Source organism: Methanobacterium sp. BRmetb2, assembly GCA_003491285.1.
In the GTDB taxonomy this organism is placed as follows: Archaea; Methanobacteriota; Methanobacteria; order Methanobacteriales; family Methanobacteriaceae; genus UBA117.
In genome coordinates, this window is record CP022705.1 from 2,052,908 (window position 1) to 2,069,390 (window position 16,483).

Annotated in this window: 16 protein-coding genes; 10 read left to right on the forward strand and 6 right to left on the reverse strand. The window is 33.2% G+C overall.

The genetic code is table 11. From position 1 onward, the window contains the following. Positions 1-9: 9 nt before the first annotated feature. Positions 10-1,302: a histidine--tRNA ligase gene (locus CIT01_10360; GenBank protein AXV38581.1), complete on the reverse strand. Its 1,293-nt coding sequence runs from the start codon at positions 1,300-1,302 to the stop codon at positions 10-12. A gap of 157 nt (positions 1,303-1,459) precedes the next feature. Beyond that, a complete protein-coding gene (locus CIT01_10365; GenBank protein ID AXV38582.1) occupies positions 1,460-2,122 on the reverse strand; it encodes an RNA ligase partner protein in 663 nt (220 codons plus the stop codon). Positions 2,123-2,533: 411 nt separating this feature from the next. Here CIT01_10365 and aroE point away from each other — a divergent pair, with 411 nt between their 5' ends. The 3 genes from aroE (at position 2,534) to CIT01_10380 (ending at position 6,068) form a co-directional block, all read left to right on the forward strand. Next, complete coding sequence (gene aroE, locus CIT01_10370; GenBank protein ID AXV38583.1) at positions 2,534-3,376, forward strand: shikimate dehydrogenase; 843 nt, start codon at positions 2,534-2,536, stop codon at positions 3,374-3,376. A 259-nt stretch (positions 3,377-3,635) separates the two neighbouring features. Beyond that, positions 3,636-4,601, forward strand: a complete 966-nt coding sequence (locus CIT01_10375) for a replication factor C small subunit (protein ID AXV38584.1) — start codon at positions 3,636-3,638, stop codon at positions 4,599-4,601. Next, positions 4,602-6,068, forward strand: a complete 1,467-nt coding sequence (locus CIT01_10380) for an AAA family ATPase (GenBank protein ID AXV38585.1) — start codon at positions 4,602-4,604, stop codon at positions 6,066-6,068. Positions 6,069-6,118: 50 nt separating this feature from the next. Here the strand turns inward: CIT01_10380 and CIT01_10385 are convergent, their stop codons facing one another. Continuing rightward, on the reverse strand, positions 6,119-6,811 hold the full coding sequence (locus CIT01_10385; GenBank protein AXV38586.1) for a hypothetical protein: 693 nt from the start codon (positions 6,809-6,811) through the stop codon (positions 6,119-6,121). A 171-nt stretch (positions 6,812-6,982) separates the two neighbouring features. On the opposite strand from CIT01_10385, the gene CIT01_10390 reads away from it, so the two are divergent. After that, positions 6,983-7,918, forward strand: a complete 936-nt coding sequence (locus tag CIT01_10390; protein AXV38587.1) for a hypothetical protein — start codon at positions 6,983-6,985, stop codon at positions 7,916-7,918. Positions 7,919-8,028: 110 nt separating this feature from the next. Continuing rightward, positions 8,029-8,613, forward strand: a complete 585-nt coding sequence (locus tag CIT01_10395) for a hypothetical protein (protein AXV38588.1) — start codon at positions 8,029-8,031, stop codon at positions 8,611-8,613. Between the two features lie 120 nt (positions 8,614-8,733). Here the strand turns inward: CIT01_10395 and CIT01_10400 are convergent, their stop codons facing one another. Further along, positions 8,734-9,612, reverse strand: coding sequence for a DUF368 domain-containing protein (locus tag CIT01_10400; protein ID AXV38589.1), 879 nt, complete (start codon positions 9,610-9,612; stop codon positions 8,734-8,736). 385 nt (positions 9,613-9,997) lie between these two features. Between CIT01_10400 and CIT01_10405 the strand changes: the two genes are divergently transcribed. After that, positions 9,998-10,963 carry a peptidase gene (locus CIT01_10405; GenBank protein AXV38590.1) on the forward strand — a complete coding sequence of 322 codons (966 nt, stop codon included), beginning with the start codon at positions 9,998-10,000 and terminating at the stop codon, positions 10,961-10,963. A gap of 186 nt (positions 10,964-11,149) precedes the next feature. Here CIT01_10405 and CIT01_10410 read toward each other — a convergent pair whose 3' ends face one another. Further along, positions 11,150-11,782, reverse strand: a complete 633-nt coding sequence (locus CIT01_10410; protein AXV38591.1) for a phage repressor protein — start codon at positions 11,780-11,782, stop codon at positions 11,150-11,152. 58 nt (positions 11,783-11,840) lie between these two features. Next, entirely contained in the window at positions 11,841-12,470 is a 630-nt protein-coding gene (aroD, locus tag CIT01_10415) for a type I 3-dehydroquinate dehydratase (GenBank protein ID AXV38793.1), read from the reverse strand. Between the two features lie 393 nt (positions 12,471-12,863). Between aroD and CIT01_10420 the strand changes: the two genes are divergently transcribed. The 4 genes from CIT01_10420 (at position 12,864) to CIT01_10435 (ending at position 16,467) form a co-directional block, all read left to right on the forward strand. Next, positions 12,864-13,592, forward strand: a complete 729-nt coding sequence (locus tag CIT01_10420) for a hypothetical protein (GenBank protein AXV38592.1) — start codon at positions 12,864-12,866, stop codon at positions 13,590-13,592. A 111-nt stretch (positions 13,593-13,703) separates the two neighbouring features. Beyond that, positions 13,704-14,564: a succinate--CoA ligase subunit alpha gene (locus CIT01_10425; protein AXV38593.1), complete on the forward strand. Its 861-nt coding sequence runs from the start codon at positions 13,704-13,706 to the stop codon at positions 14,562-14,564. 35 nt (positions 14,565-14,599) lie between these two features. Beyond that, a complete protein-coding gene (gene hmgA, locus CIT01_10430; protein AXV38594.1) occupies positions 14,600-15,808 on the forward strand; it encodes a hydroxymethylglutaryl-CoA reductase (NADPH) in 1,209 nt (402 codons plus the stop codon). A gap of 77 nt (positions 15,809-15,885) precedes the next feature. After that, positions 15,886-16,467 carry a TIGR00267 family protein gene (locus tag CIT01_10435; protein AXV38595.1) on the forward strand — a complete coding sequence of 194 codons (582 nt, stop codon included), beginning with the start codon at positions 15,886-15,888 and terminating at the stop codon, positions 16,465-16,467. Positions 16,468-16,483: the final 16 nt, after the last annotated feature.

Genomic DNA, 16,483 nt, shown 5'->3' on the forward strand with positions numbered 1-16,483 from the left:
TTATTATGTTTAAACATAAATTAATTTTTTTAGGTTTTCTTGTATGGAATCAATTTCAATCATTTCCTGGGTGCCGGTTCTCATATCTTTTAAAGTGACCCTACCCTCTTTTAGGTCTCGTTCTCCAATTAAAACCACATAGTTTACACCTAAATTATTAGCATAATTTAATATTTTCTTTAATTTTTTACGTGCTAGATCAACATCTGCAGCGATACCTGCACTTCGAAGATTTTGAACTACTTCAAATGCTTTACCACGGGTTTTCTCAGATATAGGCGCCACATATACCTTCAGATTATTTTTAATTTTTAGATTGATTTTTTGACTCTCAAGTGCGCCCATTACTCGATCAAATCCAAATGCAAATCCAGTGGATTCTACTTGTTCTCCACCGAAAACTTCGATTAGGTTATAGGTTCCTCCACCACATATTTGTTTTTGAGCTCCTAAACCATGAACATATATCTCAAAGACCATTCCAGAATAATAATCCAGTCCACGGGCTATTCCTAAATTCACCACGTAATTGTCCATTCCAAAATCATCCAGAGTTTTCAGTAATTCTTCAAGGTCATTTAATGCTTCAAAAGATGCATCAATGTCTTTTATAAGCATTTTAACATGGGATAGTAAGTTTTTTCCCCCTTCCATTCCAATCAGTGTTAAAAGAATTTCACGATACTTTTCAGGTAAATTAAGGTCGTCCAAATAAGATTGAAGTTCTTCCATATCTCCTTTGTCAATGATACCCATAACCTGGTCCTGCTTCTCGTCAGTTATATTGGCCTCTTCAAGAACTCCTCTTAAAATTCCTAAATTACCAATATGGATTTCGAAGTTGTCAAGGCCCAAATCTTCTAAGCTCTGGTTGGCCATGGTTATAACTTCTGCTTCTGCTTCAGGAGATTTTCCACCGATTAATTCACATCCAAACTGCCAGAACTGTCTCCATCTTCCTGCTTGGGGTCTTTCATATCTAAAACAGCTCCCGAAATAATACATTTTGATGGGTTTAGGACTTTTCTGAAATTGGTCCATATAAAGCCGAGCAACAGGTGCTGTGAGTTCGGGTCGAAGTGCCAGTTCCCGTTCACTTTTGTCTTTAAAGTGATAAATCTGTTCTTTAATCTCTTCACCAGATTTCATGGTAAAAAGAGTTAAATCTTCAAATAAAGGGGTTTTAATTTCACCGTAACCATAAGTTTCAAAAACTCTTCTTAGAGTATTTTCAGCGTATTTTCTCTGTTCCATTTCATCAAATAGAAAATCACGAGTTCCTCTGGGTCTCAATATTTCCATTATATATCCTCCACAATAAAAAGTGTCAAATTATTTCAATTTTATGATAAAAATAACATTCTTATCTAATTACTCCATTAATAAAATAATAATAGTTCATTTATGTATTTACTAAAAAATTACATTAATTATTTAAGAATGATATAAGTTGAGTAGATTACTCATAAAACTTTAAATATTCTTTTAGCATTTTAGGGAATGATTTGGCGCTTAAAAATCTTAAACCTAATCTTTCAGCCCATATTTTTATTCCTTCGTCTGCTGCAACCACACCAGCACCTAATTCCTTGGCCAGTAATAATACGTCAAGGTCGGGGGCACTATCTAGTGTTCCTTTCCTTAAGGCAGCCCGGTATTTCTTTCTAAAATCTTTTATGGCTTTACCAATAATTTTTACTTCGATATCAGTTTTTTTCTGACCGCGGGATGCCATGACCATAGATTCAACTGCTGCCTCCCATACTGCACTTTCAGAAATGCGCATACCCTTATTCATTCTCTCTCTCATGTCATGAACATATTCATAAAATATTTCAGAGGGTATTTTAGTATCATAACGGTTGGGTGATTTCTTAACAATCCAAGTTTCAGCTTTGATCATTATATCTTCCGGGCACTCATAGCGGGCCATATAATCTGAGAATTCTTTATAGGTAATTGGCGGCATATGACAGCTCATGTTAAGTTTTATCCTGGACCTGGCAATTAGATCTAATAAAACATCAACTGTTTTTAAGAGTTCTCCATCACCTAGAACATCACGCATTTGATTATCAGTAAATGCTGTTGTATCCAGAACAAATCGTTGTTTAGCTGGCAATATTTATACCCCCATTATCTAGTTTAATATAATTTCTTAATGTAATTTATTACTTAAAATATTGTGATAATAATTTATTTTTTTTATATATCTAGTTCTTAACTCGACTTAATAACAATTTTAATCTATAATTTAATTTACACATTAAACAAATTTATTTTATTTAATATAATCTATATTTTATTAATTTTATGTATTATACCTATATAAAATCAGTTGCATTTTTTAGATTTGCTCTATCTGGAATTTAAAATCAATTTATTAATTAACAAGTTTTAATAAACCATTCATTTGATTTGATGATATTATATTACATTACTAATAATAATTTACTGTTAAAACCGGATAAATTATTGGTTTAATTATAATTAACTACTTAACTTAATAATTGGATAAATTATATGTGATAATATGATTACTGGTAAAACTAATGTGGTAGGTTTAATTGGTGATCCGATAGAACACAGCTTATCTCCTTTGATGCATAATGCTGCGTTTTTGGAACTGGGATTAGATTATGTATATGTTCCATACAGAGTTTCAAAAGAAGATCTGGAAACTTCCATTAAAGGAGCACAGAGTCTTAACATTAAAGGTTTAAACGTTACCATACCCCATAAAACTGCGATTATCAAATTTTTGGATGAATTAGACAGGTCATCCCAACTCATTGGAGCAGTTAATACTGTAAAATTTGAAGACAATATAATCAAAGGATATAATACTGATGGGATAGGTTTGGTAAGAGCTTTGGAAGAGGTAACATCTATAAAAAATAAAAGGGTTGTAATAACTGGTGCAGGAGGAGCAGCACGTGCTGCTGCTTTTCAAATACTTTTAGAAGGTGCAGGTTCCATGGTCATTGCTAACCGAACAGTTAACAATGCTATAACTCTTAGAGATGATATTCTAAATAATTTCAAAGGTGATGTTGAAGCCGTAGATCTTGGCCAATTAAAAACAGAATTAAAAGATGTAGATATCCTTATTGACACCACTCCCCTCGGAATGTATCCAAATATTGATGAAAATCCAGTTATTACTGCAGAATACATGCATTCTAATTTAACAGTGTTTGACATGGTTTATAATCCACTTAAAACTAGTTTGCTTATAGAAGCAGATAAGGCCGGTGCAAAATCAGTATCTGGGATTAAAATGTTAATTTACCAGGGAATAGAATCATTTCAAATCTGGACTGGTATCAAACCTAGTGTGATGTCATTCCAGAATAGTTTAAAGGATAAATTATAAAAATTAAAAGGTAATTCAAATAAAAATATTAATATAATAAAATCCAGATTTTCTAAAAAAATCTGACGAATGTTAATAAATAAATTTATCTAACTGGAAATTACTATTTTTAAATAAATCAAATAAAAATTCTTACAATCCAATCATGGAATTGGTTTTGTAAAAATAGTATGAGTATTTAAGATAATTGTTTTGATTAAAAAATTTAGTTTAATCTCGTATATATTATTAAAATAACTAAAAGGTAGATGGTGATTAGATGAACGGGCCATGGGTAGAAAAATACAGACCAAGCAGTTTAGATGAAGTAGTAGGTCAAGATCATATTGTACAAAGATTAAAAAGATACGTTGATGAAGAAAGCATGCCAAACCTTATGTTTACTGGCCCAGCAGGAGTTGGTAAGACAACAACTGCCTTAGCACTGGCTAAATCTATTTTAGGGGAGTACTGGAGACAGAATTTTTTAGAGTTAAATGCTTCTGATGCCAGGGGTATTGACACAGTACGAACCAATATTAAAAATTTCTGCCGTTTAAAGCCGGTTGGTGCTCCTTTCAGAATTATATTTTTGGATGAAGTAGACAATATGACTAAAGACGCTCAACATGCGTTAAGACGTGAAATGGAGATGTATACCAAGACTTCTTCATTTATTCTTTCCTGTAACTATTCCTCTAAGATTATAGATCCTATCCAATCTCGATGTGCCATCTTCCGATTTGCACCGGTAAAAGGTAATCATATCATAAAACGGTTAGAAGTTATTGCCAAAAAAGAAAATCTTGATATTGATGTTAAAGCCATTGAAAGCATTGTATATTTTGCTGAGGGTGATCTTAGAAAAGCTATAAACATCCTCCAGGCATCAGCATCTGTAAGTGAGGAAATAACCGAGGAAAGCATTCATGAAGTGGTTTCCAAAGCACGGCCCAAAGATGTTAAGAAGATGATTAACAAGGCATTAAGCGGAGATTTCCTCGGAGCCAGGAATATACTCCGGGAAGTCATGGTGGTTCAGGGAATCAGTGGAGAGGATATGGTCACCCAGATTTATCAAGAAGTATCCCGTATGGCCATGCAGGATGCTATAGATGAACAAACCTATATGAATCTTATTACCAATATTAGTGAATATGATTTCAGAATAAGAGAGGGTGCAAATCCCAGAATACAATTGGAAGCACTTATTACAAAATTTTTATCAAAATCAAGGGCAGATTAAATGTGGACAGAGAAGTATCGTCCTAAAACATTTGACCAAGTAGTTGGCAATCTAAAGGCAAAAAAAGAGATAATGGAATGGATTGACAATTGGAAGGAAAACAATCCCCAAAAATGTCTCTTACTGGTGGGTCCTCCCGGCACGGGAAAAACCACCTTAGCCCATGTAATAGCCTCCAAATTCTCTGATCATGTAGAACTTAATGCCAGTGATAAACGATCATACGATATTATAATGAGAACAATAGGTGAGGCTTCCGCTACAACTTCTCTATTTAATAAAGGTTTAAAACTTATAATACTTGATGAAGTGGATGGTCTTCATGGTCGTGATGACCGGGGTGGTGTTAGGGCTATAAATAAAATAATTAAAGAAGGAAAACATCCCATCATAATGATGGCTAACGATCCATACAGTAACCGTATTAAAGGTTTTAAAACCAAATGCAATGTTGTAACTATCAGGAAGGTTCATACCAATTCTATTGCAGCTCTTCTTAAGAAAATATGTGTTCAGGAAGGTATTGAATTTGATGATGCAGTTCTAAAGGATCTGGCAAAAAGATCCAGTGGGGATCTTCGATCTGCCATAAATGATCTGGAAATAATGGCCCAGGGCGAGGAAAAAATAACTTCCAACGACCTTGATTTAGTATCCCAAAAAGATAACGTTTCTAATATTTTTGATTCAGTTAGAACCGTTCTTAAAAGCAAAACATTAAAGCGTATTAAAGAGGCTATGCGTCTGCAAGAAGATCCAAACTTTGTTCTTGAATTGATAACTGAGAATATTCCTCGTGAATACGAAAAAAATTATGAAATTGAAAAAGCTTATGATATGGTGTCCTTGGCTGACCTGAATTTTGGAAGAGCTTTCAACACACGTGACTACACATACTGGAGATACACCTTTGATTTTATGGGTTTGGGTGTGGCACTGGCTAAAGATGAAACTTATAAAAAATTTGCAAGATATGGAACCTCATCAGTATACACGTTACTTTCAAAAAGCAGAGCTAAGAGGGATTTAAGAAATAAAGTAGCTGAAAAAATTGGTGAAAAACTTCATGTTTCTAAAAAAGAAGCAATAACCCAGTTTCCTTACTTTGAAACCATGTTTCAGAATGATGAAACCGCCTATGAACTTGCTAACTATTTCGATCTGGATGATTCAGAAGTGAAACTTTTTAGGTCCAAGAAGATAAAAGTGAAAAAATCTAAAAAGAAGAAATCAACAACTAATAAATCAGGACAAAAAGGAGTTTCAGGTTCTGGTCTATATTCAACTACTAACTCTAAAAAATCATCAAAAAGCCAGAAAGAACCTAAAAAATCAAAAACCACGAAAAACAAGAATAATATAAAAAAGGGTAATAATACTGGTGGGAAGTTTTCACAGAGTAATTCAAAGAAAGATTCCAAGCCCGATAAAAAAGTGGAACAAACATCCCTTTTCAGCTTTAAATAGTTTTTAATATTTTATCTTTAACCATTCTATTTTTATATTAACATTCTACCTCATTTTTTTACTTTATTTTTACTTATAAAAACAGTTGATTTATAAATATTTTCTCTAACATCAGGAACATATTTTTCCAGAAAATCCAGCAGAGATTTAGCTAGATCATCATCCATACTCACAAGTTCATCTTTTTCAAGGTCTAACCAGGAATAAATCCATTTTTTTGGAACATTTAAAAGAGGATAAATTATTTTTATTTTATTACCTTCATTAGAATCGTAATAATCTTTTGAACTTAGTAGGTCAACTTCTTTTCCATTTAAAATCCGATTTAGGATGGTTTCCACTTCATCGTCTAAGGTTAAGTTGGAGGCAGTAGCATCTATCTTTTGATTATCAATTTTATCGAAGGAATCTTCAACAAATAGTTTTATGTCGTATTTCCTTTGATATGGTTCTAAAACTGTTAAAACTGCGTAATCTAAACATGTGCTTTTATTAAGTATGAAAATGTTCTCGTGAGGTTTTATATTTTTAACCAGAACTTTAGATGCTCTGCTACAAATCTTCTGGAAAATTTTAGATCTTACTACCTTAAAATCAGGATATTTATTAAGAAATACTTCTTCTTTTCTTTTGGAAAACTTTGAAAATCTGAGATTATTAATGTAGACTATTTTATCCATTAAACTGATAAAACGCGTGTCTACGTTAATATTATTCAGATATTTTAATACATCTCTGGTCATGTTATTCATATTATAAATTTAGTGGAATAATAACTTTGAATATTATAATTTGAATATTCTACAATAAAATAATAGTTTAGAATTAGTATAATTAATATGGGGATAGGTGACAATGTTTTAGATTTTAATATTCTAAAATTTTTGTATTATAATAATTGAAAGGGGATTTAGATGCTTAAAATTTTTGGTAAAAAGTCAAAGAGAGATAGATCAGACGATAATGTACTTGAAATAGATATTGAAAAGCCGGTTGATTGTTTGTGTGATTTTACCTATAATTTTTACTGGCAGCATAAAGGGGAAAAACTATCTCCAGAATGGAAAATTCCAGATACAGAATATAGCTTTGAAGATCTGGTGGAACACCTTAAAAATGGTGGGGATATCAAGATTAATGGCGATGTTGGCCACAGATTCTGTTCCAGTATGGGAGTGGATTTAAAATACTTTGGTGGCAGTGGAAAAGAAGTAGATGTGGGAGATGTTATTGTAGACGGGAATGTTGATACTCGAATGGGAATCAGCATGGTCAAGGGCAATATTTATGTTAAAGGAGATGTAAAAGAACCAATTGGGAATTTGGTACAGGTTAAATCTGATAAAAGCGGGTATAAGAAGTACCGTTCCATCACTGACATTATTACCAATGTTGAGGATGGTGATCAACTTCTGGAATGCCAGTTAATTAATAATATGCTTATAATTAATGATGGTTCAGTAAAAGACACTGTAGGGGCTAGATTAGATAAAAATGTTGACGTTGTTTTTAACGGTAATGTTGATTTAAGTACGGGAATACTAATGAAAAAAGGACGGGTTAGAATTAATGGAAATGGGGGAAGAAATACTGGTGCTCTGCTAAACGGTGGCTTGGTAATAATTAATGGTGACACTGATGATTTTACTGCTATTGACATGATATCTGGCACAATAATCGTCAACGGCAATGCTGGAAAATTTTTAGGGGCCAATAAAAAGAGTGGCGTAATACTCGCCAAAAAAGGAAGCCCTATACCCCCCACTTCCAAGGTTCAATTGAGTAGTTATGATCAAAATCTTATTCTAAAGCAGGGTTTTAATCCCCGGGAATTTTCTAAATTTGAATAAATTATACGTACATGGATATAAACTTTTTAATATCCATCTATCACTTCAGATTTTCATGATGTAATAGTTGATATATTCTAAAATTCATAATTAGTTGTAGTGTATAGCTTATGTGGAGGGGGATTATGGATAAAGAGCAGATTATAGGCTTTGTTGCTAAAAAATTAGAAGATGAGGATCCAGGTGTTAGAAGAGTTGCTGTTGAAGCTTTGGGTGATATGGGTGATAAAAAAGCGGTAGATTCTTTAATAAAAATGTTAAGTGATAGTAATCAACGCATCAGATCCAAAACTGAAAAAGCTTTAATAAAAATAGGAAAACCATCAGTTAAACCTCTTATTAATGCACTAAAATTTGAAGAAAATGTTGTACGTGCCAGTGCAGCAAGAGTTTTAGGAAAAATAGAGGATAAAGATGCAGTTTTGCCATTAATTAACATTTTAAATGATGGAGATAAACAGGTTCGTAAAGAAGCTGCCCTATCCTTAATGCACTTGGGATGGAAAGCTAAAAATGTTGAAGAAGAAGCTTATTATTTAATTGCAATGAATTCGTGGAATTTTGCGGAAATTGGCGGCCCTTCTGCCGCAGTAAATGCATTGACCCAATTTTTAGATGATAAAGATATTGAAATTAGAAAACATGTCATAAACAGCTTAAGCAAGGCATATACTGATTTAAAAAGGGGAACATAAAGTTTAAGAAGAGTTCTCTTAACTTATTTTTTTATTATATCTATCTGAATCTATTAAATTATTCTAAAATTAAATTGATTATATTAATTTTTTAATCTCTTAATCTTATGATAGAACTTATTAAAGTTTTAATGGCTGTTTTTGTCCTTTAAATTTCCATTCCAATATGAAAACAATAACAAACCCAAATGCGGCAGCCCCTAAAATAGGCCATATTGATCCCATATTCAATACAATTTTTTCGTAAGGAAGTCTCAAGGTACCCACCATTAAACCTACCAGAAATGCCATGGTTATGGATTTATGGTGTTTTAGAAGGTAGTCCAATAGTCTTGAGAATGATAAAATTCCAATTAAAGCACCGGCAATAAAGGTTATTATATCGACGATTTGCATGTTATTTAATACATTTATCATGTATTCATATTGATTTAGAAGGAGCAATATAAATGCTCCGGATATTCCCGGTAGTATCATTGCACATATGGCCACTGCACCAGATAAGAATATTATAGGTAGGGAATGATTGGCCTGTATTGGATTTAATCCGACAAAAATAATGGCAAATACAAATCCAATAATTGCAAATAAAATGTTTTTTATGCTTAGTTCGTCAACATGCCCATAAACAAATATGGCTGATGCTAAAATCAATCCAAAGAAAAAAGCAAAAGTAGGTGCTGGAAAACTTGTTAAAAGGTATGATATAACCTTGGACATGGTGAGAATGGCAAGACCTATACCTGCCAAGAGTGGGATGAATAACTCAAAATCTATTTCCTGCATTGCATTTTTTTTGAAACTTTTAAAATCTCCTTTAAAAAGATATAAAATGAATTTAAAATCTATTTTACTTATGGCATGAATCAGTCTTTCATATATTCCTGTAATTAATGCTATGGTTCCACCCGAAACTCCGGGTATTATATCAGCAGTTCCCATGAACAATCCTCGTAAAAATATAAGAAAAGTTTCCATTGACATCAAGTTCTTTTTCATTGATTCACCCTACAAATAAATCATAATATTGAATCAACTTATAATATTTCTTAAATATATAAATTGAATTAGTTTATTCATTTTTTCAATAACAACGATTAGAATTAATTACATATCTACATATCAATCTGTATATAAAATAGTTTGTTTTTTTAACTATTTGTGGAGATAAATTAAATAATATTCATACAATTTTTTTATTGATTAAATATTACAATGATAAATTATTTATAGTAAAAATTTTATATTTTAATAACCAATATTAACTATAAGATTATTATAAATTAATAATCAAAATTAATTCTTTAAAGTAATATTTAAATGAATAAAATAAAAATTAATCAGATTATTTGAAATATAGAACAATAAAGAGGTAGATGTTCAAATGAACGGTTCAAGTATTTGGAAGTTAAGACTTCGACTATGGTTTGCAACAGTACTATTATTCGGGCTACTTTATGCTATAGTGGCTGCTGTAAGCTATTATTTTGGATTTGGCAGTCCATTAATGTTTGGTTTCTTTGCACTAGTCATTGTACTGGGGCAGTACCTCTTGGGTCCTTTTATGGTCGAATCCATGATGAAAGTTAGATATGTATCCGAAGCAGAGGCCCCCAATCTTCACCGTATGGTGGGAGAATTAGCCTACAATGCAGGCATACCTAAGCCAAAGGTAGGTATATCTGAAATTGGAGTACCTAATGCTTTTGCATTCGGTAAATCTAAAGGAGATGGAAGGGTTTGTGTAACCCGTGGAATTATCAATTTATTGGATGAAGATGAACTAAAAGCTGTTTTAGGTCATGAAATATCCCATATAAGGCACATGGACATGATGGTAATGACTTTACTTAGTGTAGTGCCTTTGATATGTTATTACATATTTATAAGCACGTTATTCTCTGGAGGTCGAAATAGGGAAGGTGGAGCCGCACTAATTGGAGTAGCTGCACTTGCAGGCTATATATTAGGTAACTTGCTGGTTCTATTTGTATCAAGAGTAAGAGAATATTATGCCGATCAGGGCAGTGTTGAACTGGGGAATCCACCACATAAACTTGCCAGTGCCCTATACAAACTTGTTTATGGCTCAGCAGCAGCGAACAAAGATGAAATAAAAGAGGTAGAAGGAATAAAGGCCTTCTTTGTTAATGACATATCAGATGCAGGTAACGAAATATCTGATCTCAGGCAACTGGACATGGACATGGATGGAGTTATAAGTGAAAGTGAACTTTCAAGGCTTAAATACAGTGAGACTAAGGTCAGCTTATCTCATAAAGTCATGGAAATAATGTCCACCCATCCAAATATGGTAAAAAGAATAAAAAAACTCTCAGAGTTAAGTTAGATACAAATTCTTTTTATCTACACTTTTTTTAAATTGAAATTAAGTTTTATAATAAATTCCTACATTTAATTTATATTATTGTTATTCATCTTTTACAAATTAGTTTTTAAGGGAATTTTATTATTGAAAATTAAAAAGAAAAAAAATTTAATTAATCATTTTTAGGTTAAACCGGGTATTTGCTGTTTAATAAACTTTCACAACACCAATAACACTATCTTTAGGAAGCCAAGTGTTTAATGGAGTTTTAGTGATTACTTCGTAGTAGGTGGAATGGTATATGGTTGTAGTTTCTACATTCTTGTTGTCACTGGTTAAATAGACTCGGTCACCTTCAATTTTTGACAACCTTTTTACTATAAGATCATATTCTGGATGAACCGCCACAACTATGTCACCAACTTTATAGTTATCTGTTTTAAGAACAACAATTTGCTGTCCGTTTTTTAAAGTAGGCACCATAGAATCTCCATTTACAACAGCAGGCATAGGGAGTTGATTTAATCCAAACTGGGAGTTAATAGTTACTGTAGCCTCTTTATAACCGTATGATTTAACAATCTCCTGAACATCTTTCTGTATGCTTTCTACCGTGCTGTGATAATCTTTAACTGCATTGGTAACATATTGTTCAATTTCTGTCGTCATCTCGGGCGGTGCATTATTAAAAATTGAAGCAGTAGTTTTGACGGTTATTTCCGTTCCATTTGTATCTATGGTTACATCAACTTTATCTAACCCTTGGTATAAATAGGCAGAAGCTGCCGCTACAATAAAAACCACGATTATACCTGCAATTATCCATGATCTTGATTTCAATTAATCACCACCAATTAAATTTTTTTAGGTCCATTTTTATAAATTTTTTTCATTTATTTTATAAAATCTGGTTTAATATATTTTTTGTAGATTCAACATCCAATTGCCCTGGGGCAGATGCATTATCTAATGATGCGTAAGTTATGGGAGAACCAAAAACTGGGGCAATAATTCTAGTATATCTTCCCATATCACCCATGGCTATTCCAATAGTGTCTTCTACATTGGTTAGTACTTCTAATACTGTCAAGGTATCTTTAAGTGTGTGTGGCATTACTGCAAATTTAGCTATGTCACCAATTTTTTTAGATTCATCCACAATTTTGAGAAGATCTTTCAGGGGAGGGGTCTTTTTAAAATCGTGAAATGAGATAATTGTTGAATTAGCTTTATTTATCACGGGTTTTCTGTATTTACTTTGAGTTTGAAGCTCAATGTCAATAAATTCAGCGTATTTTGCGGCTTTTATTAATATATCAGTTCGTTCTACTTCGGAACCAATGAAGAAACCACCTTCATTTTGCATCCTGTTGGTTGCTATAATAGGATAATCAAGATCGTATATTAATCTTTGCATAGTGTGGGGATCAGGGTTTTTAAGAAAGTCAATCCTCAATTCCAGTATATCTGCACCTACATCAATAGCTTTTAATGCTGATTTTTCCAGCAGCTTAGAGTCTTTTTCCATTATAGGGATACATATCCTAGTTTTTTTTGACAAGACCTACACATATCCTATATTTTTTTTAAAGATTATCAATTGAAAATAATTTGAAAATATATACAATTAAAATATTTATATTGTATTTAAATTATAAATATCCTTCCTTAAATAAATGAAATACATTTAGTTTTTAGAATTTTGAGCTATTATTATTAGAAATAGTCTCATGAGTTTTAAAACAATAATTAATTATAAAAATCTTTAAAAACAAGTTTTTTTATATTGATATTAAATATTGATTCAAAATTTTAGTATGGTACAAAATAGGGGTTAATGAGAATAATGATAAATAATTTCAGATTTGATCTCAATAACAATACTACTGATTTTGAATATTAGATTATAAGTGGTGATCTTTTGAAAATAACTGCTATAGGTGCTGATATCTCCCGAAACGATGTTTCATGTAGTCAGGACCTTATAAAAAATCTTGAAAATGATATTCCCCAATTAATGGATTTTGGTGCTCATAGTGCTGCTCTTACCAATATAACTGGTGATGATGTGGTAATTAGTGCATTTGTACCAGATAACAAGTTGGAAACTATCAATAAAGAAATAATGAATATTTTAAGGAATAACGCCGAGGATTTAGGGGATATTAGCGGCGTATCAGAGGATCCTGAGAATGCAGGAGAAGGAATTTCCTATGTAGATGCAAAGATTAACCAAGATTTTTTTCCAGATGCAGTAATCCTGGCCTTTGACACTTATGGTGGTGAATCATTTGTAAACGATGTGGCAAGTTCTGCAATAAAAGCTGCTAGTTCCATGGACAATGTATTTGATGTTCAGGGAAGTGTGGTTAACAGTCTGAAAAATATTCCTGGAGTGGGTTATGTCTCAGATATGACTGATGATCCCGTGGTAGTGGCCACAATCGAAAATATTGAAAGTGTCGGAGTCGTAGCCGGGGCCATGGTTGGCGCTGCCCTTGGAAATAAGAATGTTTACTTAGTAAAAAGAGGCTCCCCTTCCTATATAATACCTGGAAGTGTTATAGTCTCAGTAACAGCATATATGAATGGCAATGTCATTGATCTTGCAGTTCCTATAGAGCAGAGAACCAGAATTTTAAATCTATAAAACATAACATCTATAATAAATTTCCACCATAATATAATGAAGATATATTTATAACTTGAAATAATTAAGAAGAAAATAATATTATTCATAATAATAAAAGGTAGGTTTTCGATGATACTTCTTGATGAAAATACCAGATGCATTGTGCAGGGAATAACTGGAATGCAAGGATCATTCCACACAGAACAGATGCTTAAATATGGAACAAAAATTGTGGCTGGAACATCGCCAGGAAAAGGTGGCCAGAAATTCCAAGACATTGATATTTATAACACCATTGAAGAGGCAAAAGAAGAGATAAGTATAAATGCTTCCATAATTTTCGTTCCTGCACCATTTGCTAAAGATGCTGCATTTGAAGCAATTTCACAGTTAGATTTAGTTGTAATTATAACTGAGCATATACCCATCCATGATTCAATGGAAATAGTAGAATATGCTCGCAGAGAAAATTCAGTGGTTATTGGACCTAACACGCCAGGTATAATAACCCCTGGAATAGGTAAATTGGGTATTATGCCCACCCATATATTTAATGATGGGAACATAGGTATCGTATCTCGAAGTGGAACTTTAACCTATGAAGTTGCCAGTCAAATTACCAATTCTGGAATGGGACAGAGTTCATGTTTAGGTATTGGTGGAGATCCAGTAGTTGGGCTTGATTTTTCGGATGTTTTGTCTCGCTTCGAAGAAGACAAAAGAACTGAAGCAATGGTAATGATAGGGGAGATCGGTGGAAATGCTGAGGAAAAAGCAGCTGAATTTATAGCAGATAATATATCCAAACCAGTTGTAGCTTATATTGCCGGCACCACCGCTCCACCAGGAAAACGTATGGGTCATGCAGGGGCTATAATAGAAGGAGAAGCAGGAACTGCTGCAACTAAAATGAGGGCACTTGAAGATGCAGGCGTTCAAGTTGCAACACGTCCTTCAGATATTGTTGGAATTATAAAAAACATTTTATAAACTGATGTTTACAAAATTATTTTTTCCGTGATAACATGTTAAATGAAAAAGAATTGATCAATAAAATATCTAATGGTGAAATAAAATTACATGAAATTGAAAAACATGTGAAGGACTTCAACAAAGCCGTGGAAATTAGAAGAAAGTACATTGAATCTATTTCCAATAACAAAATGGAACATGTAGCTAATTTCTCCATGAACATGGAAGATGCAGGTAAAAGAAACATAGAAAATCCTATTGGGGCTATACAAATACCAGTAGGTGTGGCTGGTCCTTTGAAGATAAATGGTGAACACACCCAGGGAAATTTTTATGTACCTCTGGCAACATCAGAAGGGGCTTTAGTAGCTTCAGTTAATAGAGGATGCTCTGTAATATCTCAATCAGGCGGTGCCACTGTTAGAATAATTGATGATAAAATGACCAGAGCACCAGTTTTAAAGACAGAATCTGTAACTGAAGCACTGGAATTGAAAAAATGGATAGAAAACCATTTCAGTGAACTTAAAAAGGCAGCTGAGGTAACAACCAGACATGGAAAACTGATTAAAATTGAACCTATTCTGGTTGTGGGTCGATATGTCTACCCCCGTTTTGTATATACCACTGGAGACAGTATGGGAATGAACATGGTTACCATAGCAACAGAAGCTGCTTTAAATCTTTTGCAGTATAAAACGGGAGCACATGTGGTGGCTTTGAGCAGTAATGTATGTGTTGATAAAAAACCAGCAGCAATAAACCTCATTGAAGGAAGGGGAAAAACAGTTGTTGCAGAAGTTATCGTTCCAGAAAGTATTGTTGAAAAGAAACTTAAAACATCTATTGAGGCTATAAAAGAAGTTAATCTATCAAAAAATTTCATGGGATCTGCCATTGCCGGTTCTATGGGATTTAATGCTCATTATGCTAACATGATCGGGGCGGTTTTCCTGGCCACAGGACAGGATGAGGCACATGTTGTTGAAGGGAGTCTGGGTATAACCATAGCCGAGGATAAAAATGGAGATTTATACTTTGCAGTTACCCTGCCAGATTTGCCACTGGCCACTTTTGGTGGAGGTACCCGGTTAGAAACTGCTAAAGAATGTTTAGAGATCATGGATGCTTATGGTTCTGGAAAGATTGGAAAATTCGCAGAAATTGTGGGAGGAATAGTTTTAGCTGGTGAACTTTCATTAATGGGAGCTATTGCAGCCGGACACCTTGCCCGGGCCCATAAAGAATTAGGTAGAGGATAATCCATTCCTTTAATTATTAAAATTTTATAAATAAAGTTTCTACAAGAATTAAAAATCAGATTGAGGATTAATTTTAGATGAATATCAAAGAATTTATCAATGAATATTTTAAAATGAGCAGATACGTTGCTTTAGGTAGTCTTGACGGAATTTTAGCTGTTATGGGTGTTACATTGGCTGCCAGTGGTGTTGCTGCTGTGGGAGATGCAAATATTCCTAATTACATCATCGGCCTTACTGGTTTGAGCGGAGGAATAGCTTTAGCTTTATCAAATGCATTCGGTTCTTTTATTGGTGAGCGAGCCGAAGAAGTTCGTACCTTACGTGAACTGGAGCGTAAAATGGTCCGGGAAGAAGGATCTTTAGATGATACTTTAATTCACCAGCAAGCTAAAAGAAGGATATATATGAGTATGGTTACCCATGGTTTTTCCAGTTTTATCGGGTCATTTGTACCTGTTGTGCCCTTTCTTTTTTTAGGAGATAGGTTAACTGCTATAATTGTCACAGTTTGTTTTTGTTTTGTTGCTTTAGTATTTCTGGGAATTTATCTTGGAAAAGTTTCCAAGGAAAGTATATTAAAAACTAGTGTGGAAATCGTGGCCATAGGAATATTTATATCACTGGTCAGTTTCCTCATTGGAGGCGGTCATGGTTAATAAGGTTTAAATAATT

Excerpts from the sequence above, each read along its gene's own strand:
- CIT01_10360 (AXV38581.1), bottom strand. The coding sequence starts at position 1,302 with ATGGAAATATTGAGACCCAGAGGAACTCGTGATTTTCTATTTGATGAA.
- aroE (AXV38583.1), top strand. The coding sequence starts at position 2,534 with ATGATTACTGGTAAAACTAATGTGGTAGGTTTAATTGGTGATCCGATA.
- CIT01_10375 (AXV38584.1), top strand. The coding sequence starts at position 3,636 with ATGAACGGGCCATGGGTAGAAAAATACAGACCAAGCAGTTTAGATGAA.
- CIT01_10380 (AXV38585.1), top strand. The coding sequence starts at position 4,602 with ATGTGGACAGAGAAGTATCGTCCTAAAACATTTGACCAAGTAGTTGGC.
- CIT01_10385 (AXV38586.1), bottom strand. The coding sequence starts at position 6,811 with ATGACCAGAGATGTATTAAAATATCTGAATAATATTAACGTAGACACG.
- CIT01_10390 (AXV38587.1), top strand. The coding sequence starts at position 6,983 with ATGCTTAAAATTTTTGGTAAAAAGTCAAAGAGAGATAGATCAGACGAT.
- CIT01_10395 (AXV38588.1), top strand. The coding sequence starts at position 8,029 with ATGTGGAGGGGGATTATGGATAAAGAGCAGATTATAGGCTTTGTTGCT.
- CIT01_10400 (AXV38589.1), bottom strand. The coding sequence starts at position 9,612 with ATGAAAAAGAACTTGATGTCAATGGAAACTTTTCTTATATTTTTACGA.
- CIT01_10405 (AXV38590.1), top strand. The coding sequence starts at position 9,998 with ATGAACGGTTCAAGTATTTGGAAGTTAAGACTTCGACTATGGTTTGCA.
- aroD (AXV38793.1), bottom strand. The coding sequence starts at position 12,470 with ATGGAAAAAGACTCTAAGCTGCTGGAAAAATCAGCATTAAAAGCTATT.
- CIT01_10425 (AXV38593.1), top strand. The coding sequence starts at position 13,704 with ATGATACTTCTTGATGAAAATACCAGATGCATTGTGCAGGGAATAACT.
- hmgA (AXV38594.1), top strand. The coding sequence starts at position 14,600 with ATGTTAAATGAAAAAGAATTGATCAATAAAATATCTAATGGTGAAATA.
- CIT01_10435 (AXV38595.1), top strand. The coding sequence starts at position 15,886 with ATGAATATCAAAGAATTTATCAATGAATATTTTAAAATGAGCAGATAC.